The organism is Paraburkholderia sp. Tr-20389 (assembly GCF_017104565.1).
Lineage (GTDB): Bacteria > Pseudomonadota > Gammaproteobacteria > Burkholderiales > Burkholderiaceae > Paraburkholderia.
The window spans coordinates 357,414-383,293 of record NZ_JAAGPD010000001.1; the positions used below are offsets into that span (position 1 = coordinate 357,414).

Below are 25,880 nucleotides of genomic sequence, written 5' to 3' on the forward strand. Positions count from 1 at the left end.
AAGCATTCAGCGCTGAGGCAGTCGGGAGGGTGATGCCACGCTGCGCGCGAACTGGATTATGCCGAAGACACCATGAATGGCGAACAGCACAAGCACCGCGGCGGGCACCGCATCACTCACGGTGCGATCGCCGTGCAGCACCACGGGTACTGCGAACGCCAGCGAGCACCAGGTGGGCAGCGCCCAGCGCTTGCCGTCGCAATGGGCGCCGAGCGCGATCGTTCCGGCCAGCGTACAGCCCATCAGCATCCAGCGCGGGTCGGGGTGGGCGCCGTGCTGCGTGTTGAGCCAGCAAATGAGCAGGCCGTAAAGGAGGAGGGCACCGGTGGTCACGAAGGCTGCGCTCGCTCGTGCTGACGGGCAACGCTCAACGTCGGGCCACCTCACGCCCACGAGTCGCAGCAGCGGTTCGTGAGTCGCGCGCAGCGGATTGCGGCTGTTCTCAATGCCATCGACCCCGTAACGGGCATGGACGTGACCGTCGTCGGGCGGAGTGAAGGTGCGGAAGAACTTGTCCCACAGAAGAAAAGTCCCGCCGAAGTTGCGGTTGAAAAACTGCGGCTCGGCGCGATGATGCACGCGGTGATATCGCGGTGTTACCAGAAAGCGGTCCAGTACGCCAGGCGACCGCACCAGGCCACTATGGTTGAAAAACTGGACAGCATAGTGGAAAGATGAAACGGCGACGTAGATATCGAGCGGCAACCCCAGAACGGCGAGCACGCCGATGAACGGGAGGTCGGTGAGCGACGCATACCAGGAATTGCGGTTGCACAGCGAGAGATTGAAGTGCTCGCCCTGATGATGAACGATATGCACGGCCCAGAGCAGACCGAATCTGTGATGCGTGCGATGCCGCCAATAGAAGCAGAGATCCCATGCGAACAGCGCGAATATCCACTGTGCCATGCGCGGCAGACGGTCGACCCAGTGCAGGTTGAGATGCGCGAAGACGGCGGCGTAGACCGCGATTTCGACACCGCGGAACGCCCACATGAGGATATGGCCGGAATTGAGGTTAAAGACGAGTTCAGGCCAGACCGTGCGTTCGCGGCGCACCATTCTCAGAAGGAGCGCTTCCGCGAGGATCAGGCCGCCGCCCACGGCGCAGGCTATGGCGGATGGAGTCATTCTGGACAACTCTTCAGTGGTTGGAAACGTTCTGGCTTGACGAAATGCCGCAGTGATGGCGCTTGACGGGCATGGTGCGATGTATGTTTACGAGGCGTCGGGGCCTGCATTAGTGGACCGCGATCATATGCAACCAGGCTTTGGAAACGGCAGGACTTCATGATTGCCGCGCTGGAATCGCCCCCCACGACTTTGTTGCAGAAATCTGCTGCTGCGTCTGAAGTCCGGCCTCGATGGCGTAGTCCAACACTTTAGCGTAGTCCGCTCTGTTTTCGGAATATCCTTACGTATAACTAACCAGTACATGAATAAACTTCGATCGGCTGCTTGCAGAATTGTTGCAAACGACGAAGGTTGAGTTGGGCATCAGCCCCGCGGCGCCGTCAGCTGTTCGAACCGTGAAGAGTCTCCGTTGCTCCAGGCAACGGATAGCCGGAGGACCGGCTCCGGCGCCCTGGGCGACCGGAATAGTTGTTCTGTGCCGGTCGCTCTTGCCCCCGCAGTGGCGCGCCACTTCAGGCGCTTGTGTGAATGATTGTCAATCTTTGACCGGTTCGATTGTGTGGGCGGACAACATATGTTGTTATGACATCCCTCGATATTGTCCGGGTTTTACCCCATACGCTCGCCACTAATGACTTCGCGCAGACACCGCTCCGTCGCCTTGCGTTGCTCCCGGCGGCCGGGCTGTGGTGGTGAGCCGCCGCATTCGCGAAGTATCGCGAACCCTTGATCCATGAAGAATGATTTCTGCGAAATCCGTCCCGCGTTTCTGACGAGCCGGCATTCCCCGTTCGCCAGGGAACTTCGCGCGGCTGCCGAGGCGTACCTCAAAGACCACGAAGATCATCGTTACGGCAATGCTGCCACTGCGTTCAAAGTTGTGACGCTTGCCATCCTGACCTGTGCGCTTTTCGCCGCGTCTCTGAATTCGACCGGCGAGATCTCCTTCATGTGCCTGTACATAGCGTTTCTCGCTTCGGCCGTACTGCTGTCAGCAAATGTCTCCCACGATGCCTCTCACGGCGCGCTATTTCGGTCTCGCTTGCTCAACGCGATTGCGATGCGCGCCGTCACCGTGCCGCTTGGCGTCGAGCCGGTCTACTGGCAAGTGCGCCATGTGCGCTATCACCATCCCAATGCGAACATCGAGCATCACGACCTCGACACCGCCGCGAACCGGTTTCTGCGTCAGACGCCGTTCCAGCCCTGGTTCCCACAGTTCCGGTTCCAGCAGTACTACTGGCCAGTCGTCGCGGGGTTGTCGATGCCGTATATCGCGTGGATCTATGACTGGTCAGATCGGCTCGGGCTGACGCCGCTCGCGCGAGATCGACTGCTGCCGGGACCGGCGGGCTGGTTGTGCTTCGTGGGCTCGAAGCTGGCACATCTGGGTTTATGTCTGGTCGTCCCGCTCGCCGTGGTCGGCCATGGCACGGGATACGGACCGGTCATCGCCGCGTATGCATTGGGTCAGATGGTCGCGTCCTGTCTGCTGCTCACGCTGATCCTGGGCACGCATTGGGCCGATACCGAATTCTATGACGTGAGCGACGGAGCACCGTTACCGCATACGCGGGAAGAACACGCGTTTCTGACCTGTTGCGACTGGGTTCCGCGTCCGCGCCTGCTAAACGGCTTGCTGGGCGGCCTGAATCATCATCTGACGCATCACCTCTTCCCGTACTACAACCACCGGCACTATCCCGCACTTGCGTCGATCGTAGAGCAACTCGCCCTACGCCACGGCCTGCCTTATCGCTGCCTGCACTACCGGGAACTGTTGCGCGCGCAACGTCGTTTTCTCGAATCAATGGGCAAGCGGCCCAATTCTTCCGATGTCTGATACAACGAAACCTGCCATCCTGCCCGTCAGGATCCTGTCTTCTGGCAAGGCCCTGCCGGGCCGCAAGGTTACCTCCCACGAACTCGATGTCCGGCTGTCGAAACCTTCGGGCTGGGTTCAGAAGCGCTCTGGCATTGCGTATCGCTTTCATGCGCACGACTGTGAGAGCCAGTCCGACATCGCCGCGCAGGCGCTGCATGACGCGTTCGCAAATGGCGGCATCGATCCCGGTTCGATCGATTTGCTGATTTCCGCCTCGGGCGTGATGGAACAGTCGCTGCCGTCGACAGCGTCGCTGATTCTCCATCATGCGGGGTTGCGCCCTGGTACGCCGGGCTTCGACGTCAACGCAAGCTGTTTCAGCTTTCCCGTCGCGCTCCATGTCGCGGCAAGCCTGCTCAACACATCAGCGTATCGACGCATTGCAATCGTGGCTTCGGATCTTGCGTCGCGCGGCATCGACTGGGACAGTGCCGAAACTTCGCTGATCTTCGGCGACGGGGCGGCGGCTATCATCGTCGAACGCGGCGATGGTACATGCGGCATCGAAGGTTACAGGCTCCGAACCTATCCCGAAGGCAAGGCCTACTGCGAAATCCGCGCAGGCACGTTGCGCAATCCGCGCCTTGGGGCGTGCCCGTCGGACTTTCTGTTCCAGATGGACGGCAAACGTGTTTTCAGGCTCGCGGCGAGCGAAATGGACGGCCTGCTCACTGACGTGCTCGATGACGCACACCTGTCGCTCGATCATATCGACACTGTCGTTCCACACCAGGCAAGTCACCTGGGCATGCGTCACGTTGCCGAGCGGCTGCGCGTGCCAACAGGGAAGATCGTCGATATCTACAAGACGCACGGCAACCAGGTCGCGGCATCCATCCCTACTGCGTTGCACGAGGCTTTCGTCACGGGACGCGCGCAGCCCGGCCGACGTGTGATGTTAATCGGCACGGCGGCGGGCGTGAGCGTGGGCGGATTGATTCTCAAGTTATGAAGACTCTCGTGACGGGTGCCACCAGCGGACTCGGCAGAAACGCTGCAGCTTTCCTCGCCGCGGAAGGGCAGGCGGTACGTGGTACGGGACGAGACTTGCGCGCGGGCGATTCGCTGCGCGCGCACGGCATCGAATTTATTCCTGCTGATCTCACGACTGCGGACGCACGCGAACTCGACCGCCTGTTCGACGGCATCGACACCGTCTGGCATTGCGCCGCGCTCTCGTCTCCCTGGGGGCGGTATCACGACTTCCATGCGGCGAATGTGATTGCAACGAGGCGGCTCGCAGAGGCGGCTGCACGGCACGGCGTGCGCCGGTTCGTCCACATCTCCACGCCGTCCCTCTATTTCGACTACCGGCATCGCACGGACATTCCTGAAACGTTTCGCCCTGTGCGCTACGTTAACCACTACGCAAGCACCAAGGCTCAGGCTGAAGAGTCGATCCGCGCCATCGCCGCGCATCATCCTGCGACGATCTTTGTCGTGCTGCGGCCACGCGGGATATTCGGCCCGCACGATCGCGTGCTGTTGCCGCGCATCCTTCGGATCGTGCGCGAGCGGCATGGCCGGCTACCTTTACCGCGAGGGGGCGTTGCACGATTCGATCTGACGTATGTGGAAAACGTCGTACACGCGATGCAACTGGCAACGACCCGTGAAAGTCTTCCCAGTGGCGAGGCCTTCAACATCACAAACGGTGAACCTGTCGTCCTGCGGGACCTGCTCGAAGCGATGTTCGCAGCCGTGAAGGTTTCCTGCCGCATCGTCGGAGTTCCATATGCCGTCCTCGATGCCGCTGCGCGCGTGATGGAGGCCGGCGCTACCGTCAGCGGCAGGGAACCTGCACTCACACGCTACAGCATCGGCGCACTGCATTACGACATGACACTGGATATCACACAGGCCCACCGCGTGCTCGGCTATCGGCCGATCGTATCGCTCGCGGACGGCATCGATTCGACTGTTCAATGGATCCAGTCACGTGGCCACGATTACGGTCTTTGAGGCTGGGTACTGCACGCACGCAGCGTGCATGGCGTTGCGCGGCGCCGGCATTAGAGTCTGCCGCTTTCCCGCGCGCGCGTACCTGATCGAAACGGCGCACGGCCGCTGGCTGTGGGATACGGGTTACGCGTCGCATTTCATCGACAGCACACGCAGCGGCATATTCGCATGGTACCGGCGCGTGACGCCCGTGCATTTCAATGAGAGTGAAGCGGTCGTGCAGCAGTTGCGCGACCGTGGGATCCGCGCAACCGATCTCAACGCCGTGATCCTGTCGCACTTCCACGGTGATCACATCGCGGGGCTGCGGGATCTGCGGGAAACGCCAACCTGGTTATCGGGAACGGGCTGGGCAGTCACGCGCTCGCTGCGCGGGATCGGGGCGCTACGCCAGGGATTCGTGCCTGGCCTGATTCCACCCGATTTCGAATCGTCGGTGACCGCAGTCGAGAGCTTCGATCGGGTCGAACTGCCTGCCGAACTCGCACCGTTCACACACGCATACGCAGCGCCCGGCGCGGACGGCGAACTGTTGATCGTCAATCTGCCCGGACATGCCGCCGGACATCTGGGTGCGTTCGTGGCAACAGGGCAGGGCTGGGTCCTGCTGGCCTCCGACGCCGCCTGGTCGCCCACGAGCTATCGCGAACTGGTCGGCCCGTCGCGGATTGCGCACGCCGTCATGGACGCCCCGTCCCGATACTACGAGACGCTAGGCAAGCTGAACAGGCTTTATCAGGGGGGACGTGTGCGCATTCACCTCACTCATGAGGGCTCCCTGTGACGCGTCTTATGAACGTGCTCTGGTCGTACTGGCAGGCAAAGCGGCTCCGGTTCGACAGCCGTGGGGCACTCGAACATCATCAGCGGCGCAGGCTGCGCGAGTTTGCTACGAGGACCCTCACGCGCAGTCCGTATTTCGCGCCCTATGTGAACCAGCCGCTTCACACCTGGCCGACGATGAACAAGGCAGTGATGATGGCGCACTTCGACCGGATCAACACCGCGCAACTCAAGCTCGCCGAAGTCCTCGCATGTGCATTGGATGCCGAACGATCCCGCGATTTCTCGCAGACAGTGAAGGGCTACAGCGTCGGACTCTCATCGGGCACATCCGGCTCGCGCGGCGTGTTCGTGGTGAGCCCTGCAGAGCAGGCCGTCTGGGCCGGGATCATGCTTGCGAGGCTGCTCCCGGGTCGACTCTTTGCTGGGGAACGCGTGGCGTTGTTCCTGCGCGCGAACAACAACCTTTACGCGGCCGTGCGTAGTCCGTGGCTTTCATTCGAATATTTCGATCTGATGACGCCGCTGACGGAGCAATTCGGGCGCCTCGAACGATATGCGCCGACCACCGTGGTCGGTCCTGCGCAGGCCTTGCGGGCGCTTGCCGGGGCGACCCTGGAAAATCGACTTGCGATCCGGCCACGCAAGGTCATTTCAGGCGCGGAAGTCCTGGAGCCGTTCGATCGCGAGTTCCTTGCCCAGTCACTCGCACCTGTTGGCGAGGTCTATCAGGCGACGGAAGGCTTTCTTGCTTCGACGTGCACGCACGGAACGCTGCATCTGAACGAGGCGCACATTCATGTCGAACCGCAGTGGCTCGATGAACATCGCTTTGTGCCCCTGATCACCGATTTCACGCGTACGACACAGCCTGTCGTGCGATATCGGCTCGACGATATTCTCGTGAAACGCGTCGCCCCTTGCCCGTGTGGCAGCCACGAAATGGCGATCGAGCGCATCGAAGGTCGCTGCGACGATCTGCTCCAGCTACCTGGGCGTGACGGCGGAACGATTGAGATTTTTGCCGACGCACTCTCGCGTGCAATCGCGCAGGTGCTGCCGATCACGGCCGACTACCGCATCGTGCAGACGGGTAAAACGCAGCTCGCACTTTACGTCGAGGGCGCAAGCGATGCACTGGATGCCGGCCGGGCGCATATCGAGCGCTTCCTCGCGCATCAGGGCGTGAAGACATCGTCACTCGCGTGGACGCTGGGGCACGCATTGCCTGATGTCGATCTCGGCGCCAAACGGCGCCGCATCATCCGGCGCGAGGCACCCCAATGAAGCCCGATTACCCGCGGGCCCGCCTGCACACGCGAATCGGCCTGATGCTGGCAGGCTGGGGAACCGTCGGGCTATGCTACTCGGTCGGTCGCCTGACACCGCACGTGGCACATGTGCTGAATGAAGGCATCCTCGACACGCTCGTGCCGTTCGACGCATCGGCAGTCTGGCTGTATCTCTCGTTCTTCCTGCTTGTTCCCGCCGCCTATCTGTTCGCTGCGCCGGATCGGCTCACACCGCTCACACGATCGATGCAGCTTTCGGCCGCTGTTGCGGGCGCCGTCTTCCTCGCGTGGCCGACGACGATTGTGTATCCAGCGATTCCGCCCGCAACGATAGGCGGCACCGTGCTGACTGCGCTCGCCGGCGCGGATTCTCCACGCAACTGCCTGCCGTCGCTGCATGGCGCACTCACGTTGCTATGCGTCGTTGCGCTATGGGAGCGAAAGCGGCCCTGGCGCAACGCCGCCGTGCTCGTGTGGGGACTCGCGGTCATGTGGTCGGTGGTCGCAGCACGGCGACATTTGTCCATCGATCTTGGTGCGGGCGTGATGCTCGGCGCGGTTTGCTCATGGTTCGCCACGAGGCAGCGCGCCGTCGAGGTGCCGACCGAAATCGAATTCAACTCAAGTCCGGAGAATCATCCGTGAACGCAATGGCATTACCGCTGCTCGGCATGCTCGCCTGCATGCTCGCAGAACTGCTTGTCGTCCAGAGGTGGCGTGGCCGTCGGGCTCCGTGGCGCGACCTCGTGCTGAACCTCGATTCAGGTCACATACTCATGTGGCTTTTTCGCGGCGTCGAAATTTCCGTCTATGCGTGGGTGGTTGAGCATGCCAATCTTCACTGGGCCGACCATTGGTCGCCACTCTTGCTCTGGGGGAGTGCGCTGCTTGCGTGGGATCTCGGGTTTTACTGGATGCATCGGCTGCATCACGTGCTCCCCGCGTTGTGGAGCGTACATGTCGTCCATCACGAAGGCGAGCACTTCAATCTTTCTCTGGGAGTCCGCAACGCCTGGCTATCGTCGCTGACAACACTCCCATTCACGTCAATTCCGCTCGCACTCGTCGGTGTGCCAGTGCCGGTATTCGTCGCGGTGTCGACCTTGCATTACACGGTACAGTTCTACAATCACAATAGCATCGTTGGTCGATCCGGTTGGCTCGAACGCTTCTTCGTCACGCCGTCGCATCACCGTGTGCATCACGGACAGAACCGCGAGTATCGCGATCGAAACTACGGCGGCACGTTTCTCATCTGGGACAAGCTGTTCGGCTCATTCCAGCGGGAGCTGCCGGATGTGCCGGTTCGTTACGGGGTAGCCCGACCGACAGCATCGACGAATCCGTTTTGGGCCAACATCGTTCCGCTGCTGCGCTACGCTGGTGCGCGTGTGCCGGGCTTCAGGCACGACGAGCGCCGCAAAACCAGGTCGGACATTACGATCGGCACCGGCGGAGCGCTCCTCTTCTGCGTCGCCGCCTATTACATTCATCGTGACGGGACGTGGCCCGCGTGGGGGCAACCCCTGTTCTTCATGCTGATCTTCGCCTTGACGCTTGCGCTAGGCGGAATGTCAGATGGACGGCCGTGGGGACTACCGTGCTGGCTTTTCCTTGGATGCACAGGGATCGTGATCTTGCCACTGCTATTTGGCCTCAATGATCCGATTGGCCTGGTCGCGCTTGCACTTTTGCCGCTTCATGGAGTGATGACCTCGCTGTTCGATCGTGCCGATTCGGTGGCCGCCTCGAGCAGTTCGGATGGCGCCGGTCCGTGATGACGATGCTTCCGATGACCTCGCCACCTTCCACGCCTCTGCATCGCCGCGACATCGATTTCAATATGGGCGCGCCGATTCCCGCACACTGGCTTGCTGGCCATTGCCATCTCACGCGCTTCTATGACGCGATGTCCATCATGTTTCCAGAGGGCGAACGGGCGTTTATCGAAACCGTACGTCACTATCGCGACCGGATTGGTAGCGACGCCGACCTCGCGCACGCAGTGAAAGAGTTCATCGCTCAGGAAGCACTGCACAGCCGCGAGCACGTACGATACAACCGTCGGATGCAGGAGCAGGGTGCGCCGGTGGAGCGACTTGAACGCATTGTCGCCTCGCAACAGGCGTTTGCACGCCGCTATCTGCCTCCAGTTGCGCGTCTCGCCATAACCGTGTGCCTCGAACATTTCACGGCCATGTTCGCAGACCAGATCCTGCGCGACCCGCGCTGCCTGGAAGGCGCCCATCCGGCAATGGCCGATATCTGGCACTGGCATGCCCTGGAAGAGACCGAACACAAGGCCGTTGCCTTCGACGTGTTCACCGCAGCGATACGTGCTCCGCTGCGCCGGTACGTGCTGCGTTGTGTGACGATGCCGTTCGTCAGCATCATCTTCTCGACGCTTCTGTGGCGTTTTACGTGCCACCTGGTTCGGCACGACGGGCGCGGCACCGACGTACGAGGCTGGCTGCATTTGCTGCGTGTTCAGTTCATGCGTCCGGGGCCGCTTATGCGGATGTTGCCATACTGGTTAGCATGGTTCCGGCCATGCTTTCATCCGTGGCAGCACGACAACCATGGGGTGATGGAGCGTTTCAGGCAGCGCTTTGACCGTGAGAGCAGTGGGGGCGGTTGAACGCAAACCGGACTGCACACTCTATCGAGGCCGCGCGTGGGCGACGGGCGACTGCGCGGGCCATTGAGCAATGCGGCTGGTGCCTCTGCAAACTGCATATGTCAGCGGTATGCCGCTATCAGAACATGCGAATTCCCATGCTGTGCACTCCGTGGTCGATAACGTTCCGACCTCGGTGCTTGACACCGAGTGGTCCAGCTTCGATGACCGTGCTTATGCCGCGCGAGTGCAATTTACGGTTTTCTTCTGAGTATCTAATTTTACATAATACAAATTATCAACCTTTTGTTTGTAGGTCCCAAATAGAAATGTCGGGTTTCCGCTAAATAGAAATGTCGTGTTTTAGGTAGTTTGAGCGCCGGACAGCCATCAGGGAGCGCCGGCGATGAACGCGACTGGGACGATCACGATGAGTCAGTTCGATGCGTGTTGCTGGTGAGCGGCGAGCCGCGCATTGAGGATGCTGTTGTAGTTCCGTAACGCCTGCGAGTCGCCGTGACGGGATGCGTCGCAGACGGCTTGTGCCGGGGTCACAACAGCGAAAAAGCCGCTGATCCGACCCATGCTGACGCAGCAGTTGCAAATACCTCAAGCCATGCATTCGAAGCCCGCGTCCACCAGAAGCCCTACGGCCGCCGTTGCGGGGATGCGATTCGTTGTAGTGGTCAAACGCGATGGCCAGGTATTGCAGTGCGGTTCTGACGTCAGGCTTGGGCATTCCATGAAACGTAGTCTCGCGTTATCGTTTTGACGAAACTTTCGTCCATCCCATTGCTCTGCGGACTTCTTGCCGGGGTCGTGACGGGCTTCAAACCGATTGTCCGCGAGAACGTCAGCGGTTCCTCGGCAATGTAGAAGGAACCGTTATCGCTGAGCCACTCGATTTCGCTGTCGGCCTTAAGCGCGCCGTTGAAACGGTTCTCCACCGCCTGAAGCATCACGTCGCGTACCATGTCCCCGGTGTAACCCCCCGTCGTCGCCGCCCAGCTTATGGCTTCCCGGTCGCAGCAGTCGAGCGCAAAGACGACGCACAACGGCGCGCCATCATCGCAACGGAATTCGAAGCCGTCCAAACACCAGCGGGCATTGCTCCTGCCCACCGCGACCTTGCCGTCGTGTCGCCGCGAAGACGGCTCTACCCGTTTCCGCCATCGTCAGCAAACATCCAGTCCCGGCGCGACTTGCAGACAAATTCGATCACCCTCGAATACCCGCAACAAGTTGCTCGCGACGGAACAGTGAAGACATCGAAGAACGCCTATTGCCGAACGTAGCTCCCATCGGCACGCCTTCTTGAAAGCACCCCTAACAGTCAATTTTTGCAAATTCGACTTATCCCAATTTTGGAGCGTCAACGTCAGACCAGATAAGACGTTTCTAGGAGGTCCGGTGAATGCCGCTAAATGACAGTTGTCTCTAAGGACCCAAGGAACCATGAAGAAAACAATCCTCGCCGTACTGACCGGCTTGCTCTCAATCAGTGCGTTCGCGCAGATGTCAGCGCCTATGGCTGCACCCGCTGATAACGCAGCACCGATGATGCACCACCGCCACCACCAGCATATGCACAAGCATCATCACCGTCATACCGTCACCGCCCAACGTGCCGAGGTCGTCAAGCCGTAATCTCGATACAGGGCGGGTGAAATGCAGTGCATAGCGACAGTGCGCTGCGTTCCACCGAACACCCTTCTACTGGAATGGTGCAGTGAGTATGCAACGACCCGGCCGAAACATCCCGGCGAAATGGCTTCTTCTCCCGCTGCGGGCATGTTCACTCGGACTTGGCGCATGCGTCTATAAGCCGAGTTCACCAGACATCTATCAGGCACGGCAGGCACAGCGAGAGGCAACGGTGCGTGTCGCGACGGTAGAAAGTGTACGAACGGTAGAAACCCGTGCCAACAACGGTAAGCCCAGCGGACTGGGGGCAGTCGGCGGTGCGGCGTGCAGCTGCTTTCGGCCAACGGGGCCACGCGGGTGACGCCCCTCGTCGCGAGGGGTACGCGTTACCAGACTTCGATGAGCAGTTCAGATCAGGTGCGCAACCTACTCATGACCGTCCATTCCGTCGGGTAAATCTGCGCATATTGTGCGCGTCGCGCGCATACCATCTCGCGTCTTCTTTCGCCTCGTGGTCGCAGCCGGTACCGCACCCAGTGTGTGCAGCAAATGCTGAGGCCCCGATGCGCTGATCAATTAAACAATTTCTCGATTAAACGTATTGGGACATAGAGCTGGCCCAGTACGAGCAAATCCTTACGCGTTACCGGGCAATATGAAAACGTTTCGCCAGCCACTTTTTTGGTCCATTGTCGGGGTCCCCAACCTCGTTTGCTTCATTTACTTTCTTCTGATCGCGTCTCCGATCTATGTCTCAACGGCTTCCCTCATCGTATACAAGCCTGTTCAAGCCTCGGAAAGCCTCACGTCGATGCTTTCCGGTGCAGGCGGCGGTGGCTCGACTGAGGGTGCGTACATTGTTAAAGACTATGTCGGTTCCTGGGATGAGTACCGAAACGTGACAAGGTCGCTAGACTTTCCCGGACACTATGGCCAGGGCGATATCGTCAGCCGCTTTGGTGGATTCTCGACACTCTTTGGAAAAAGCGACGTTGCCCTGTGGCACTACTACCAGAATCGCGTGAGTGCCGCGATTGACCAGAACAGTGGGATCGTCTCCTTGTCGGTTGAGGGATATTCCCCCGCCCTTGCCGCAACGATTGCGGGAAAGGTTCTGAACGATGCGGTTCATCATATCGACGAAATGAACCTGCAACAGGAAACCGACTACATCAAGAATGCGGTTGATCGGCGAACCTCGATCGAGGCCAGGTTGAAAAGCGACGAAGCTGCACTCGCCGCATACCGCACTTCGACGGGCATGCACGACCCGTCCGAGTTGTACAACTCCAAGCTGGCGCTTCTGAACTCGCTGAACGAGCAAACGACGCGTATGTCTGCGCAGTACGACGCAATCTCCGCGGCAACACCCAACAATCCCGTCGCCAAGAATTTGCTTTTTGCAAAGGGCGCTTTCCAGGCCGAGATCGCTAGCACGGAGAAAGATGGGAAGACGCTTTCTCGCCAGGCTGCGCGCTATGAAGAACTGACGGTGGCGCGCGACAGCGACATATCCCTATTGCACGACGTTGAAGCTGCTGTCCAGCAGGCACAACTGAACGCGATGAAGAACAAGTATTACCTGAATATCATCAGCGCTCCCTCCAGCCCGCACTCGCCCGAGCTACCGCGGCGTCTGGAATGGACCGCTGGTGTACTGCTTGCCACTCTCGTTCTGTGGGGACTTCTCCGATGAAGCACTTTTCTCGAGCCACTCGCCTCGGGCTCGTAAGTACTGCCCTGGCGCTGTCCGCGTGCGGCACGCTACCGTCTTCGGGTCCCTCGGTATCCTCGGTTAAATCGAGCCCCGACGTCGACATCGTGAACGTCACCCCCGTCATTGCCCAACAACGAGCGGCGACGGAAGCGTTACGCCATCAAACTGCGCTTCAGCAGTCGCTGGCGTCCCTATCGGAGGAGGAACACCGTGCAGGGTTCACCTTTGCGCCTGGCGATGCGTTGCACCTTCAGGTATGGACGATTTCTCCCTGGTCTGGCTCGGATTCGCAGCAGGGCGCATCGAACGTCCCATCCCCGATTGATCTCGGCGATTACACGGTCTCGGAGAGTGGGACGATCGAACTTCCCTACCTCGGCTCGACATCGATTCGAGGCCTAACGCTTGATGCCGCGCAGACCACGATTGCGCGTCGGTATGCAGCCCTCGGCATTCTGCAGAGTCCCTCGGTAAAAATCTCCGTCACCTCGTCGTCTCAGGGCAGCATCCTCGTCACGGGGGCCATCGGCGCACCCAAGATTCTCCCGTGGACACCGGCCGGGCACTCCCTCGCGTCTGCCTTGACCCAGTCCCTGGGAAATGGCTCCGACCTCATCGGATCAACGAATGGCCAAAGCGATAACAGCGTCGCGACGCAGGTGACAGTCCTTCGGAAAGACGAATCCATAACATTGCCTCTTGATGAAGCCTTAGCTCAGCAGATTGCCTTGGCGCCAGGCGACCGGGTCCTGGTCAAACGGGCTCCGGTCGTGCGGGTAACGGTGGTTGGTGGGGGGGTTCACAAGAACAGCGAGCTTGACTTCGCGCACGTGCCCACGTTGGCTGAGGTATTGGCGTCGGCGTCCGGCCTGGATGCCAACGCCGCGGACGATCACGCAGTGTTTGTGCTCGAAGAAACCCCGCAGGATAAGCGTCCCGTTCTCTACAATTTCGCGTGGAACAAACTCGATGGACTTGTCGCGTCGCATCGTTTCCCGATCAAGGACGGGGACATGATATACGTGGCTGAAGCTCCGATCGTCCCTGTTGAGCGCGCGGTCAACATTCTGTTCCAGCTTGCGGTCCCCATCCAAGCCATCAAGTGATATGACATTTGATGCCTACATTGATCGGTTGGGCCTCCCAGGCGAGGAGGCCGATCGACTTCGCACTTCAGTTCGCACATGGGACGACCTCCATGCGTGGCTTGAGGCCAACCAGGAGTCGGTCATCCAGCCCAAGCCGGAGCGGATCACCGTCGCCCCTCCCACGCTGAATGTCTCGTGGAAACACAACGTGTGGCGCCGCTTCCGGCGCTCACATGACCTGCACGCGCCAATCGGCCAGCCGCCGGGGTGGGAAACTGTCGTCGAGTATCGGCGTAAGGTTACGCTTGCCCTGACCTTGGTCACCACAGTCATGATTCTGCTGCTGTCGGATTACACGCTGCGGGCACAGCAGATGCCCGAAATCACGACCAAGATCTACCTCGTGATCTACGGGATCATGACTTGGTTCCTGGCGTCTAATTTTTTCAAGCTGCTGCTTGGGACCTGGCACACGCTTCGAGGGCCAGGCAACAACCCATGGCACCCGTCGAAGTCAGCTTGCGAGCCGCGAAAGGAAGCGAAGGTCGCCATCGTCTATCCGGTCTATCACGAGGACGTCCCTCGGGTTGCGGCTGGAATAGCGGCGACATGGGAATCGATCGCCCGGGAGTTTCCGGAATACGCTCACCATTTTGACAATTTCCTCCTGTCTGACAGTCGCAAGCTTGAGTACAACATCGTTGAACAGAGCGCCGTGCATACACTGCGGGAACGATTTCCACAAGGTCGTTTTTTCTACCGCCGTCGCCCTGTTAATCTGAATGCCAAGCTCGGCAACGTCACTGATTTTTGCCGTCGATGGGGAAAAAAGTACGACTACATGCTGGTCATGGATGCAGACAGCATCATGGACGGCAAGGCGATCCTTGAACTCCTCCGCATGATGGAGGGCAACCAGCGGATCGGTATCCTGCAGACCAATCCCAAGCCGGTGCTGCGGCGCAGTCTGTTCGGTCGGATGCAGCAATTTGCCGCCCGACTTTACGGCTCTGTCTTCTCGTACAGTCTGCAAGCCATGTTCATGGGGCACGCGTCCTACATTGGACACAACGCGATGATCCGGATGAAGCCGTTCATCAAGCATTGCATTCTCCCTGAACTACCTGGCAAAGCCCCGTGGGGCGGTAAGCCGCTCAGTCACGACATCATCGAATCCGCGATGATGGCGCGCGCCGGCTATGAGGTCTGGTTCCTCCCCGAGCTTGAAGGAAGTTACGAAGAGATCCCAGCCAATCTTTTGGGATTCCTGATCCGTGAACGCCGGTGGATGCAGGGCAATATGCAGCACCTGCGCTTCCTGTTTATCGACGGACTTCGGTCCGTTCACCGCGAGACTTTTCTCAACGGGTCGGTGGGCTACCTTGCCGCCCCGCTCTGGGCAACGTTCCTTGTCGTATCGGCGTACGGCATGGTGCATTTTTTGAGCAACGGAGTCCTCTTGATCGGTTCCATCCGGCTTTTGGAAGTGCCGATGATGATGCTCCTGATCTCGTCGCTGGTCTTCCTGTTCATGCCGCGCATTCTGGCGTTCATCGTGCACATCAAGAGCGATCGTGCTCGCGGGTTCGGCGGAAAGGATAAGCTCGCCTGGTCGTTGCTGCTTGAAACGGTTTTCTCCTTCTTTTTCTCGCCAATCATGATGATCTACGTCACTCGGTTCGTGTGGCTATGGTTAATGCGGAAAAGTATCTCGTGGGGTACCCAGCAGCGTGACGATGAACCCCTCCCTTGGTCTGACTGTTTCCGACACTTCGGCTGGGTCAGCGTGACTGGAATCATCTGCTGGGTGTCCATGGCCTATGCAGTGGATGGGATCTCGAATGGTCGCGCTCTCGTGATCGAAGCCCTCTCGAAAAAATGGGTGACGCCAAGCGACATCATGCTCTGGTTCTTTCCGATCCTGGCCGGATTCACGGGAAGCGTCTGGATTGCCCGCTTTACCAGCCTTTCCATTGACGCGATACAGGCTCGCAAACTTTTCACCATTCCGGAAGAGACGTACAAGCCCCAGGTCATTGAAGACACGGTCCGCTGGGAGCGAGACCTTCGTCACACCCTGCCCGACACCGAAGATCCAGAGGCTGTCATGGAGTATGCGACGCAAGACATCGGTTTCTACATCAAGCATCGACCTGAGACCCGCGTTAGACCTCATGTTGCCCATCGCCTTCTTCCAATGATCATGGACGGCAAGCAACTGACCGGCAAGAACATGCTGCTCGCGCTGAGCGAACGGGGCTGTTTCGATGCGCTCCACATAAAGGCGAACGGGGGACTCTGTCCGGCGGAAGCCCCTGCCCCACAGGAGGCGACCCAGTGACCATCGATGTGCTTCGGACCTCGGGCATCTGGCTGATGGCAGCCCTGAGCTGCGTGGCATCTTTGTATGTACTTGTCGCAGCCTTAGCGATGCCCTCTCTCGGTTCCCGGGCGAAGGTCCGGGCAACAACTTACGCTAACTCACCATCGCCGGTCAGCGTACTGAAGCCGTTGTGTGGCGCGGAGCCGCAGCTCTTCGAGAATCTTGCAACATTCTGCGAACAGGACCATCCACGTTTCCAGCTCATCTTCGGCGTCGCATCGCCAGTTGATGCTGCCATCAAGGTGGTCGATCGCCTGCAGCGTATCTACCCGAGCCATCAAATCGATTTGATTGTCGATCCGCGCATCCACGGTGCCAACCGGAAGGTCAGCAATCTGATTAACATGGTCTCTCGCGCGCGTTACGACATCCTGGTTCTGGCCGACAGTGACATCGCAGTATCTCGGGACTACCTTCGTGTGGTGACCGCGCCTATGAACGATTGCGCTCGCTACGTCGGCGTCGTCACATGCCTGTACCGTGCCCGGGGCATCGCTGGCTTGTGGTCCCGGATTGGGGCGATGTTCATCAATGCGTGGTTCGTACCGTCCGTGCGTGTTGCCCACACGGTCGGCTCCCGTTCGTTCGGGTTCGGCTCGACCCTTGCTTTCCACAAGCTTACCCTCGCACGGATTGGTGGTTTCGAGGCTCTGAAAGATTGCCTTGCGGACGATTTTATGCTGGCGAAGTACGCACGTGACCACGGTCTCAACACTGTACTGTCTCCGCTCCTCGTAACGACGGATGTTATTGAGTGGTCATTTGAGGATCTTTGGAATCGGGAGATCCGTTGGCTGCGCACCATTCGATCCGTCAATCCGGCGGGCTTTGCATCGCTGTTCGTGACGTTCACTTCACCTTGGCTGATCCTGAGCCTTCTGTTCCTGGAAGGCTCGCGTCTGCACATCGCAATGATGCTGTCGCCTTCTCACGCCGCCTTGGTCGCATTTACCATCAGCACGGTGGTTGGCGCAATGGCGCGTTTGCTTCTGCACGCGCGGGGTTGCTGGGGATTAAAGGATTTCATCTCTGATCTCCCGTTGATCCCGCTGCGGGACATGCTCCTGGCTTTGCAATGGCTCGGTGCTTCCGTCGGCTCTCAAGTCCATTGGCGAGGTAGACGCGTACCCGTTGCAAATCCATATCCTGCAGAAAGCCCGCGCGACCGTTCACGGTGCAATGCTAGCCACGCGCCTACACTCGACGATGCATGATGCATGCACGGCATAGTGCGCTTTCTTCGCGCGAGCTTTCGAGCCGGGCCGTGTCCTGAAAGTGAATTCTTTCAAGTATCAAATCCTCACGTGCGCAACTGAATCAGACGCGCCTCAAAATCAGACGCGCCTCAAAATCTGACGCGCCTCAAAATCTGACGGGCTTCTGCATGCCCGGACCATCGGTCCTGGTCAGTCATGGACCCATGTCGCGCGCCCGATCAGAAGCTGGCTGCCTGCGAGGTGTTGCGCGGTGTCGGCCTGGTCCTTCGTGACGGGACGGGCTGCGCCGATCGCGTCACGATACGGTCCTCGGCACATACACGTTACAGGGATTTTTCCATGTCGCTCTCCACTGTCGAGGTTTCGAGCCGTCCTTGACGTAGTTTGATGCGTTGGCAACCGTCGCCCGGGGTCGGCGCACCTTCTTCAAAAGCAGTCCGATTGCTTTAAGGACAGGCAGCATTCACCAATACCATTCTTGACAAATATCGTTTTTAAGCGATGTCTCGCGGTGTCATAATGCCGCCCTTCAAATGCTGCCGGCATTTCAGTCAGGTAGCTTTAAAGCCAATCCATTGGCAGCGCCAGCAAATTCGCGCCATCGCTGAAGTTCTCCACTCGCCTCGGGCAGTAGTGAGTCCGTCCCGCATAGGCATCAGCCGTCGCCACGTTGTCGACTCGCGCAATCGGATGATCGAATGATCGTGATTGCAGCGGACCCACGTGAACGCCTGATATTTCATCGACATCGCTTGTCGGCGCCGCAACAAGATTGGCCTCCTTGTCGTCCCGTTCGTGGAGAAGCAGATGGCCGGCCTTTCACGCCGAAGCTTTCTTAAGACCAGCGTTATCGCCGGTATATCGGTTTACCTTGCCCCCGTCGGCACGCGTGCCTTCGCGGCCTTATTCGAAGAGAAGATCCTGACGCCGCTGAACTGGGACGCGGCGACGGGTTTTCCAAAGTTTCGTATCGACGGCATCGCGAAAGTCTGTGGCGCGAAAGTATTCGCGCGCGACATGCGTGCGTCGGATATGCCGCACTGGCCACAGCAGCAATCGCACGCGTTCATCTTGCGCGCTACGCGTGCCGATCATGTCTATGAAGGCTTCGACCTGAGCCGGCTGGGAGATGCGCTCAAGCCAGACCGCATCGTGACAGCCGACGAGCTCCTGCACGATAACCTGAAGTTTCCCGCGTTCTATGGCGACGACATGCTGCTGCCCACGGGTAAAACGCCGGCTTATCTCGGGCATGCCGTCGCGATTCTGGTCTATCACGACTTCGCGCGCTTTCGCCTTGCCAAAGACCGTCTGAAGTTTCATGACGACGTAATCCGTTACGGCCAGCAGACGGGGCCCCTCGAACGCGACCCGTGGGGCACCTTCCGCTTCGTACGCGTGGGCGGCAAAACTCCGTATGACGACGATGTCTTCTCGAGCCTGAAGAACGCCCCCGTGTTTCCCGGCTCGATGCGCAAACATCAACCCGTGTGGCCCGACGGAAAGGAACACGGCAAGCTCGGCGAGGAAGGCATCTTCCACGCGCAGAGCATCGCCGCGCAACTCGATCACCCTCCTGCCGGGTGGCTGGTGATAGAGCGCGACTACAGCACGCAGTCCGTCGACACAGCGGCGCTCGAACCGGACAACGCGAACTGCTGGTACGACGAAGCGACGCAATCGTTGCACATGATCGTGCCGACGCAGGGTCCTGCGGAAGTAGCACAAAGCGTGGTTGAGATGACCGCCCGAAGCCGGCAGCCGGTCAAGAACCTGTTTCTTCATCCGTGTTACACCGTCGGGTACGGATCGAAGGATCACTACAACATGCCGTTCTACGGTCTTGTCGCCGCGATATATGGCGATGGCCGGCCCGTGCGGCTGGCAAACGACCGCTTCGAGCAGTTCCAGAGTGCACTCAAGCGTCACGCGTTCCAGATGAAGTACCGCATTGGCGTCGACAGGGCGACGGGGTTGCTTCAATCGTTCCAGGCTTCTTTTGAAGCGAACGGCGGCGGGCGGATGAACTTTTCGCCGTCCGTGGCGATGGTCGGCGCGACGGCCGCACAATCGATCTATTACCTCCCGAAGAACGATTTCACGGCTATCGCAATTGCATCGAGAGCAGTCGACGCCGGTTCGGCGCGCGGCTACGGTACGCTGCAAAGCATGGCCGCGACGGAAATGATGATCGATGAAATCGCCGAACAGCTGCAGCGCGATCCCATCGACTTCCGCCTCGCCAACGCACTGCGCTCGGGCATGAAGAACACGCAAGGTGCGATACCGGCGGGTGCCGTGCGTGTCGATGAAGTACTCGAAAAAGCGAAGGCGCATCCGCTGTGGACAAACCGGGCGACGAAGAAAGCCCAGTTCGAGGCGGCGCATCCGGGCCGTCGCTATGGCGTCGGCTTCGCATGCGTGCAAAAGGATTTCGGAACGGGCGCCGAGGCTTCGTTCGCCAAGGTCGAACTGAGCGAGGACGGCAAGATCTCGCTGCATCATTCCGGCGCGGAAATCGGCACGGGCATGACAACTTCGCAGGCAGCCGCCGTTGCGAAATGGCTTGGTCTGCCTGCATCGGATGTGCGTGTCGCGTTGAACGCGTGGCCCGATCTGCCCGTCGTCACGAGTGGCGATCCGTATCTGATGTCGCAGTCCGAACAGGACCGGCTTTCTTCCAATCCACGCTGGTCTCCGGCCTTCATGTCGCCGTCGAGTGCAACCAACTCCGCTTACTACTTCACGCACTCCACACGCGAAGCCGCGCGCGTGCTCTTCACGCACGGCCTGTGGCCTGCGGCGATGTCGATCTGGACGCAGGGCGCAGGTGGCGGCCAGGCCGCATCGCTCGTCGTGCGTATCGAGGACGCGCGCTGGGTGAACGGCAAGCTGTCCGCAGACGGTCTCGAACCGTTGACGCTCGAAAGAATCGCAAGGAAAGCATATGAACTCGGATTCGTGACAGGTGCTGTCGTCCACGTTTTCAATCGATGGCAATGGACAGAAGCCGAGTTCGACATCGACGGCACCTTAGCGCGCCTGCCAGTCGACGGCCTGTCGGTTCGTTACGGCAACGCCACCGTGCCATCCGGAAAGCGGACGTCGCTCACGCCAAATGGATACCGCGTACTCGACCGCAAGCGCGTATGCATTCCACCCGTGCAGCGTAACAACGCGACGGTCACCTACTACAGCGCGGTCGGCACGCTTGTCGAACTCTGCGTTCATGAGGCGACGGGTGAAGTTGAACTGCTCCGGCACCATTCGATTCTCGAATGCGGTAACCAGCTCTCACCGCAACTGGTGTCGGGCCAACTGCAAGGCGGGCTGGCGATGGGCATCGGTCACGCGCTCCTTGAATATCTGCCGCTCTACGAAGACGGTCCCGGCAATGGAACGTGGAATTTCAACCGCTACCGCCTGCCGCGCGCAAAAGATGTCGCTGTCTGGAGTCAGACGGCTGAAGTACTGCCGCCGCTGACGCAAACCGATCCGCCCAAGGGTATCGCCGAAGTCGTGATGATTCCCGTGGTCGGCGCAATCGTGAACGGCATCGCACATGCCATCGGACATCGATTCCGTGATCTTCCCATTACCCCAGAAAAGATTCAGGAGGTGCTCGCATGAAAGCGTCCGGTTTCGGGCTCAATGAAGCCATCGCCGTCGCGCAATCATCCGGACAATCGGCCGCTATCGCACCTGCGCAAACGCTGCCAGCGGTCGAAATGAAGCCGGTTTCGATGACCGTCAACGGTCGCTCTATCGGCCCTGTCACAGTGCCTGAGCAGATCATGCTGATTGACTTCCTTCACGAGTACCTGGGCCTGACGGGCTCGCGGCTCGGTTGCGGTCAGGGCGTGTGTCATGCGTGCGTGGTCATTCTCGACAATGCCGATGGCACGAGCGAGGAAGTGCGATCCTGCATCACGTCTGCACAGTTTTTCGACGGCAGGAAGATCCGCACGATAGAAGGTCATGCCACCCGCGACGCGCACAGCGGGAATGCGACGCTATCGCCCATCCAGCAGAAGTTCCTGGAGCACTTCAGCTTCCAGTGCGGATACTGCACGCCGGGCTTCGTCAACTCGACGACCGTGCTGATCGAGCGACTCAAGCGGCACCCCATTGAGCGGTCTGCGCTCGAAGAGACCATCAGCCAGGCGCTCGATGCCCATCTGTGCCGTTGCACAGGCTACGTGCGGTACTACGAGGCGGTGAAAGAACTGGTGCTCGATACGCCCGGCCTTGTGAAAGGTAGCGAATGATGACGCGGACAATTGGGCGTTGGTCGATTTTGTCCGTCGCGACGCTCGCGCTTTGCGCAGCGCTGCTTGGGGGATGTGGCAAATCGGGTAATGCAGAGGGCACGGACAAGCCGACGAATGCTACTACCCTCCCCAACCTCAGCCGATACGATGTAGCGTTGATCGCACGCGGCCGCTATCTCGCCAGAGCAGCCGACTGCGCTGCGTGCCATACGTCGTCGGACGGTGCGCCGTTTGCAGGCGGTGTCAGGCTGGAATCACCGTTCGGCACGTTCTATGGAACGAACATTACACCGGACAGGAAGCATGGCATTGGCAGCTGGAGCGCCGACGAGTTCTATCGGGCGTTGCACGACGGCGTCGCCCCTCACGGCCAGCTCTATCCCGCGATGCCTTACACATCGTATCGGCAGATGTCGCGAGCCGACAGCGACGCCATCTATGCCTACCTGATGTCGCTGAAGCCGGCGGCCGTTGTCAATCGCGAAGCCAGTCTGCCGTTTCCGTTCAACATGCGGTTCGCCGTGCGGTTCTGGAAGCTCCTGTTCCTTCAGGACGCGTTGCCGGATACGTCTCGAGGCGCGTCCGCGGACTGGAAGCGCGGCCGCTATCTTGCGAATGCAATCGGGCATTGTGCCGAATGCCACACGCCGCGAGGCCGTTTCGGCCAGATCGACGGCGCGAACCCGTTCGCGGGCGGCACGCTTGGCCGAATTCACGCGCCCGCCCTCACCCCGCAACGGCTCGCTGCACGGGGTTGGTCGGCGGTCGATCTTCAGACGTTCTTCACGACGGGCATCGCGCCGCAAGGTTCGGCGTTCGGCGAGATGTATCCGGTTGTGCATCTGAGCAGCCAGTACATGACGCGCGACGATCTGCATGCACTGTCGACGTATCTCGTCGGTGATCGCCCGGCGGCTCCGTTGCCGGTCAAAGCGCCGTCGGCCGATACCGCGCAGCTCGCGGAAGGCCGTCGCCTTTATCTCGCCACATGTTCGGGTTGCCACGGCGCCGACGGCGAAGGCAAGCCTCATGTCGCTGTGCCGATGCGTGCCAATTCGACCGTGCGCGAGAGCGACCCGCACAATCTGATCGTGTCGATGCTCGACGGCATCGGCGAACAGAATTTCCCGGGGCTCGAACGGATGCAGGAGATGCCCGGCTTCGCCGGCACGCTGACTGATGAGCAACTCGCGCAACTCGCGAACTACCTGCGCACGAACTGGGGCGGACAGCCGGCCCATGTCAGCGCGCACGATGTCCAGTCGCAACGAAGGTAGCGTGTTGTCGATGGCAGAAATCGCCTCAGGCGCTTCCGGCGGGCGGTGCCGCAAAAAGACGTTATGAACAGCGTGGATCTTGAAGTCCTCACGTCGTGCGCGCGTTGGCTCGAAGGCGGACATCGCGCGCTGCTCGTGACGATGGTGACGACATGGGGCTCTTCTCCGCGACCGGAAGGCGCGATGCTTGCCGTGCGCGACGACGGCGTGGTGGTCGGATCGGTGTCGGGCGGGTGTATCGAAGACGACCTGATCGAGCGCGTGCGCCAGCGAGGCATCGCGCAGACGAAGCCCGAACAGATCAAATACGGTGTCAGCGCCGAAGAAGCGCATCGCTTCGGGCTGCCCTGCGGCGGCACTATTCAACTCGTGCTCGGGCCGTTGACAAAAACGAGCGGCATCGCCGCGTTTCATGCGCCATCGACGACCGACTGGCTGGACTGCGAGTGACACACTACCGCAGCCGTGTGTGATTGCGTACCGATTTACCGGCCAAACCGTCGCGGTCTCCTCGGCATATATTGCGACGGCGTGGTTACGCGTCCGACTTTCGGTCGGGGCTGGATGGCTAAACCGGATCACGATCGGGGCAAGCGCCGCGCATGCCCCAAGCTGGATCTGCGCCGGAGCGCTCGCTCAGGAACAGGTCACCACGATGTTCTGGATGTTGCTGTTCGCGATGCCGCTGTAGTTAGCATTCGCGTTGCACGTCTGTGGTGGCACGACGGGCTGTGCCTGTATCGCGATGGCGTATGGCTTGCCCTTGTCGAGCTTCGTGCTGAACATATATGTCTGTGCCGTTGCTGCGGCATGTTCTGTTGCGACACAGCAGCTACCTTCATCGTCGGCTGGAGCGTTCAGGACCAGAGATTCCTATCTGGCCCGCAGAAACCCGCCTATTCCGCGACGTCACAGCTCAGTAAATTCTAACCTGACCATTTTCGACTTCTGAAAAACTAACGGCTTCTGACAAATCCGGGCGCACAGCACTCCCATCGGGTATGCAAATTATGTTGCTATCGATGCCATCGATATGCCAGGTAGCCTGATTGAAATTATTCTCCCGGCACCGGGTCGACACAAACCAATAAGGCTTATATCCCAAATTCCGCACGGCGCCAAGCAGGTCCGCCGATCCTGTTTCTTTATTGTTCTCAATGAACAGGATCGGGCGATGTTCTTTTATCGTTTTACCCGCTCCTCTCAACACATTCTTTTCATACCCTTCGGCGTCGATTTTTATAAAATCAACGCGCCGAAAGTCGTATTCTTCCAGGTAGTGATCCAGAGTGAAAACGTTCACCTTTTCGGTGTGGACTTCTTCTCCGAAGGGGTTTTCCGTGCTGAAACCTTTGTCTACGGAGAACGCGCCATAATTCCATGCTGCATCATAGCGAGAGGACTGTATATCGATCAATCCGCAAGCGTCTCCCACTGCAGCCCGGACAGCGTGGGCGTTGGTCAGACTGTTCATTGCCAGATTGGCGCATAGTATCTGAAATATATTCCTCTGCGGCTCAAAAGATATTAACGTGCCTTGCGAGCATATGCGTGCTATCGGAACGGCATGCATGCCTATATTCGAACCGACCTCGATAACCACACCGTCAGGCGGAATGATTTGTTGAAACAATTCAACTTCGCCCTCACACCACTCACCGTAAAGGTTGACAAACTCCGAGATCATATCTCCATGGATCAATAAAAATTTCCCATGGCGGCATTCCTTTGTGTAAGTACGCATATACTGTCCTCCTTATATGCAACGTTGCTGCTGCTCGCGTATGTGGTTTCGCACATCGCGTCGCTTGCCACAGGTCACGGAACCAGCTTGATGCTTTTAGAGTAGTGCCTTTCAACGTTTAAAGAAAGTCGCGCCAAGCATCATGGCTGAGGCGAGCAATTGCGTGGCGCCCCGGACCTGATCGGCACCACGGCTGGAGGGGCTGGCAGACGCCTTCCCGATAATTTGCGTTCCGATCCGGCAGAGTCGGCTGCGTGTCCCCGATCGCCTTGCCCGGATCATACGGCTTGAACGTCGTCGCCGTGTTGTGCACGTTCGTCACCTTGTTGGGCACCGTCAGCCCCTGCGCCGCTTTCAGCGTGTCCGTGCCCTGCAGACCGTTCGCGTCTGCCATGATGTACCGCAGCGTCGCGTCTCCCCGCAGCGCCGACGCATCGCGTGACCCCGGGAAGACTGTTTGCCGGTTCGCGCGCGCGAAAAATACTCAACTGACGGGGCTTCGCCGTCACGCAATGCGGTCGACGAAATCAAAGGAGCCGGCAGGATGACCGACCAGGTCGAACATGAACCGATCTGTTAGCCGTATCGCATGTATCTGCGCAGTGCGCCGAGCATGTGGACTACCTATGCCGTGCACGTTGATGTGCAAGCACCGGACGAAAACGAAGCATTTCGGCGCGCCGTGCGCGTACTCCCGCGAACCTCACTACCGGATCGACCGGGCCTGCACGAATGGATTCTGGAGCATGTCGATCGGATTTAACGAATCCTGCTAGTGCAATCTTTGAAAGGACGCGCCCACGGTACCTACTCCGTGAGTTGCAGCGCACAAGGCGCAGTGCCCGACGAGACAGTGAACGAACAGG

The 25,880-nt window shown here is 59.5% G+C and carries 20 protein-coding genes and 3 pseudogenes; 18 read left to right on the forward strand and 5 right to left on the reverse strand.

Annotated elements, in window-relative coordinates:
- Positions 1-6 precede the first annotated feature (6 nt).
- Positions 7-1,131, reverse strand: coding sequence for a sterol desaturase family protein (locus tag G3N95_RS01660; RefSeq protein WP_205968210.1), 1,125 nt, complete (start codon positions 1,129-1,131; stop codon positions 7-9).
- A 952-nt stretch (positions 1,132-2,083) separates the two neighbouring features.
- Here G3N95_RS01660 and G3N95_RS01665 point away from each other — a divergent pair.
- The 8 genes from G3N95_RS01665 to G3N95_RS01700 are packed head-to-tail and all read left to right on the forward strand — an operon-like array spanning position 2,084 to position 9,694.
- Positions 2,084-2,977, forward strand: coding sequence for a fatty acid desaturase (locus G3N95_RS01665; RefSeq protein WP_241018207.1), 894 nt, complete (start codon positions 2,084-2,086; stop codon positions 2,975-2,977).
- Positions 2,970-3,971 (forward strand): 3-oxoacyl-[acyl-carrier-protein] synthase III C-terminal domain-containing protein, encoded by a 1,002-nt coding sequence (locus tag G3N95_RS01670; protein ID WP_205968212.1) that lies wholly within the window; start codon positions 2,970-2,972, stop codon positions 3,969-3,971. Before G3N95_RS01665 ends, G3N95_RS01670 begins: the two co-directional genes overlap by 8 nt.
- Positions 3,968-4,981: an NAD(P)-dependent oxidoreductase gene (locus G3N95_RS01675; protein ID WP_205968213.1), complete on the forward strand. Its 1,014-nt coding sequence runs from the start codon at positions 3,968-3,970 to the stop codon at positions 4,979-4,981. Before G3N95_RS01670 ends, G3N95_RS01675 begins: the two co-directional genes overlap by 4 nt.
- Positions 4,959-5,765 (forward strand): MBL fold metallo-hydrolase, encoded by an 807-nt coding sequence (locus tag G3N95_RS01680; protein ID WP_205968214.1) that lies wholly within the window; start codon positions 4,959-4,961, stop codon positions 5,763-5,765. Before G3N95_RS01675 ends, G3N95_RS01680 begins: the two co-directional genes overlap by 23 nt.
- Entirely contained in the window at positions 5,762-7,051 is a 1,290-nt protein-coding gene (locus G3N95_RS01685) for a F390 synthetase-related protein (protein ID WP_346778338.1), read from the forward strand. The genes G3N95_RS01680 and G3N95_RS01685 overlap by 4 nt, the downstream gene beginning before the upstream one ends.
- Positions 7,048-7,701, forward strand: coding sequence for a phosphatase PAP2 family protein (locus G3N95_RS01690; protein WP_241018164.1), 654 nt, complete (start codon positions 7,048-7,050; stop codon positions 7,699-7,701). The genes G3N95_RS01685 and G3N95_RS01690 overlap by 4 nt, the downstream gene beginning before the upstream one ends.
- 5 nt (positions 7,702-7,706) lie before the next feature.
- Complete coding sequence (locus G3N95_RS01695; RefSeq protein ID WP_241018209.1) at positions 7,707-8,834, forward strand: sterol desaturase family protein; 1,128 nt, start codon at positions 7,707-7,709, stop codon at positions 8,832-8,834.
- Positions 8,834-9,694 carry a metal-dependent hydrolase gene (locus tag G3N95_RS01700; RefSeq protein WP_241018210.1) on the forward strand — a complete coding sequence of 287 codons (861 nt, stop codon included), beginning with the start codon at positions 8,834-8,836 and terminating at the stop codon, positions 9,692-9,694. The genes G3N95_RS01695 and G3N95_RS01700 overlap by 1 nt, the downstream gene beginning before the upstream one ends.
- A 637-nt stretch (positions 9,695-10,331) precedes the next feature.
- Here G3N95_RS01700 and G3N95_RS01705 read toward each other — a convergent pair.
- Positions 10,332-10,818, reverse strand: a pseudogene (locus G3N95_RS01705) (DDE-type integrase/transposase/recombinase); the annotation flags it as partial.
- 310 nt (positions 10,819-11,128) lie between these two features.
- Here G3N95_RS01705 and G3N95_RS01710 point away from each other — a divergent pair.
- The 10 genes and pseudogenes from G3N95_RS01710 to G3N95_RS01750 form a co-directional block, all read left to right on the forward strand.
- A complete protein-coding gene (locus tag G3N95_RS01710; RefSeq protein WP_205968217.1) occupies positions 11,129-11,320 on the forward strand; it encodes a hypothetical protein in 192 nt (63 codons plus the stop codon).
- A 136-nt stretch (positions 11,321-11,456) separates the two neighbouring features.
- Positions 11,457-11,642 (forward strand): annotated as a pseudogene (locus tag G3N95_RS40465) (hypothetical protein); the annotation flags it as partial.
- 330 nt (positions 11,643-11,972) lie between these two features.
- On the forward strand, positions 11,973-13,013 hold the full coding sequence (locus tag G3N95_RS01715) for a lipopolysaccharide biosynthesis protein (RefSeq protein ID WP_205968218.1): 1,041 nt from the start codon (positions 11,973-11,975) through the stop codon (positions 13,011-13,013).
- Between the two features lie 125 nt (positions 13,014-13,138).
- Positions 13,139-14,140 carry a polysaccharide biosynthesis/export family protein gene (locus G3N95_RS01720; RefSeq protein WP_346778339.1) on the forward strand — a complete coding sequence of 334 codons (1,002 nt, stop codon included), beginning with the start codon at positions 13,139-13,141 and terminating at the stop codon, positions 14,138-14,140.
- A 1-nt stretch (position 14,141) separates the two neighbouring features.
- Positions 14,142-16,463, forward strand: coding sequence for a glucans biosynthesis glucosyltransferase MdoH (gene mdoH, locus G3N95_RS01725; RefSeq protein ID WP_205968220.1), 2,322 nt, complete (start codon positions 14,142-14,144; stop codon positions 16,461-16,463).
- Complete coding sequence (gene hpnI / locus G3N95_RS01730; RefSeq protein ID WP_346778340.1) at positions 16,460-17,719, forward strand: bacteriohopanetetrol glucosamine biosynthesis glycosyltransferase HpnI; 1,260 nt, start codon at positions 16,460-16,462, stop codon at positions 17,717-17,719. The genes mdoH and hpnI overlap by 4 nt, the downstream gene beginning before the upstream one ends.
- 810 nt (positions 17,720-18,529) lie before the next feature.
- Positions 18,530-21,352 carry a molybdopterin cofactor-binding domain-containing protein gene (locus G3N95_RS01735; RefSeq protein ID WP_205968221.1) on the forward strand — a complete coding sequence of 941 codons (2,823 nt, stop codon included), beginning with the start codon at positions 18,530-18,532 and terminating at the stop codon, positions 21,350-21,352.
- Positions 21,349-21,990, forward strand: coding sequence for a (2Fe-2S)-binding protein (locus G3N95_RS01740; RefSeq protein WP_205968222.1), 642 nt, complete (start codon positions 21,349-21,351; stop codon positions 21,988-21,990). Before G3N95_RS01735 ends, G3N95_RS01740 begins: the two co-directional genes overlap by 4 nt.
- Before the next feature lie 158 nt (positions 21,991-22,148).
- Positions 22,149-23,270, forward strand: coding sequence for a c-type cytochrome (locus G3N95_RS01745; protein ID WP_241018165.1), 1,122 nt, complete (start codon positions 22,149-22,151; stop codon positions 23,268-23,270).
- Between the two features lie 63 nt (positions 23,271-23,333).
- Positions 23,334-23,672: pseudogene (locus tag G3N95_RS01750) on the forward strand (XdhC family protein); the annotation flags it as partial.
- A 234-nt stretch (positions 23,673-23,906) separates the two neighbouring features.
- Here the strand turns inward: G3N95_RS01750 and G3N95_RS01755 are convergent.
- The 3 genes from G3N95_RS01755 to G3N95_RS01765 form a co-directional block, all read right to left on the reverse strand.
- Positions 23,907-24,056: a hypothetical protein gene (locus tag G3N95_RS01755; RefSeq protein ID WP_205968224.1), complete on the reverse strand. Its 150-nt coding sequence runs from the start codon at positions 24,054-24,056 to the stop codon at positions 23,907-23,909.
- Between the two features lie 130 nt (positions 24,057-24,186).
- A complete protein-coding gene (locus G3N95_RS01760; protein WP_205968225.1) occupies positions 24,187-25,014 on the reverse strand; it encodes an FkbM family methyltransferase in 828 nt (275 codons plus the stop codon).
- Between the two features lie 118 nt (positions 25,015-25,132).
- Positions 25,133-25,408: a hypothetical protein gene (locus G3N95_RS01765; RefSeq protein ID WP_205968226.1), complete on the reverse strand. Its 276-nt coding sequence runs from the start codon at positions 25,406-25,408 to the stop codon at positions 25,133-25,135.
- Positions 25,409-25,880: the final 472 nt, after the last annotated feature.

Bases quoted from the DNA above. Each gene is read 5' to 3' on its own strand.
- G3N95_RS01660 (WP_205968210.1), bottom strand. From the start codon at position 1,131: ATGACTCCATCCGCCATAGCCTGCGCCGTGGGCGGCGGCCTGATCCTC.
- G3N95_RS01735 (WP_205968221.1), top strand. From the start codon at position 18,530: ATGGCCGGCCTTTCACGCCGAAGCTTTCTTAAGACCAGCGTTATCGCC.
- G3N95_RS01715 (WP_205968218.1), top strand. From the start codon at position 11,973: ATGAAAACGTTTCGCCAGCCACTTTTTTGGTCCATTGTCGGGGTCCCC.
- G3N95_RS01710 (WP_205968217.1), top strand. From the start codon at position 11,129: ATGAAGAAAACAATCCTCGCCGTACTGACCGGCTTGCTCTCAATCAGT.
- G3N95_RS01675 (WP_205968213.1), top strand. From the start codon at position 3,968: ATGAAGACTCTCGTGACGGGTGCCACCAGCGGACTCGGCAGAAACGCT.
- G3N95_RS01690 (WP_241018164.1), top strand. From the start codon at position 7,048: ATGAAGCCCGATTACCCGCGGGCCCGCCTGCACACGCGAATCGGCCTG.
- G3N95_RS01665 (WP_241018207.1), top strand. From the start codon at position 2,084: ATGTGCCTGTACATAGCGTTTCTCGCTTCGGCCGTACTGCTGTCAGCA.
- G3N95_RS01760 (WP_205968225.1), bottom strand. From the start codon at position 25,014: ATGCGTACTTACACAAAGGAATGCCGCCATGGGAAATTTTTATTGATC.
- G3N95_RS01765 (WP_205968226.1), bottom strand. From the start codon at position 25,408: ATGGCAGACGCGAACGGTCTGCAGGGCACGGACACGCTGAAAGCGGCG.
- mdoH (WP_205968220.1), top strand. From the start codon at position 14,142: ATGACATTTGATGCCTACATTGATCGGTTGGGCCTCCCAGGCGAGGAG.
- G3N95_RS01670 (WP_205968212.1), top strand. From the start codon at position 2,970: ATGTCTGATACAACGAAACCTGCCATCCTGCCCGTCAGGATCCTGTCT.
- G3N95_RS01740 (WP_205968222.1), top strand. From the start codon at position 21,349: ATGAAAGCGTCCGGTTTCGGGCTCAATGAAGCCATCGCCGTCGCGCAA.
- G3N95_RS01755 (WP_205968224.1), bottom strand. From the start codon at position 24,056: ATGTTCAGCACGAAGCTCGACAAGGGCAAGCCATACGCCATCGCGATA.
- G3N95_RS01695 (WP_241018209.1), top strand. From the start codon at position 7,707: ATGGCATTACCGCTGCTCGGCATGCTCGCCTGCATGCTCGCAGAACTG.
- G3N95_RS01700 (WP_241018210.1), top strand. From the start codon at position 8,834: ATGACGATGCTTCCGATGACCTCGCCACCTTCCACGCCTCTGCATCGC.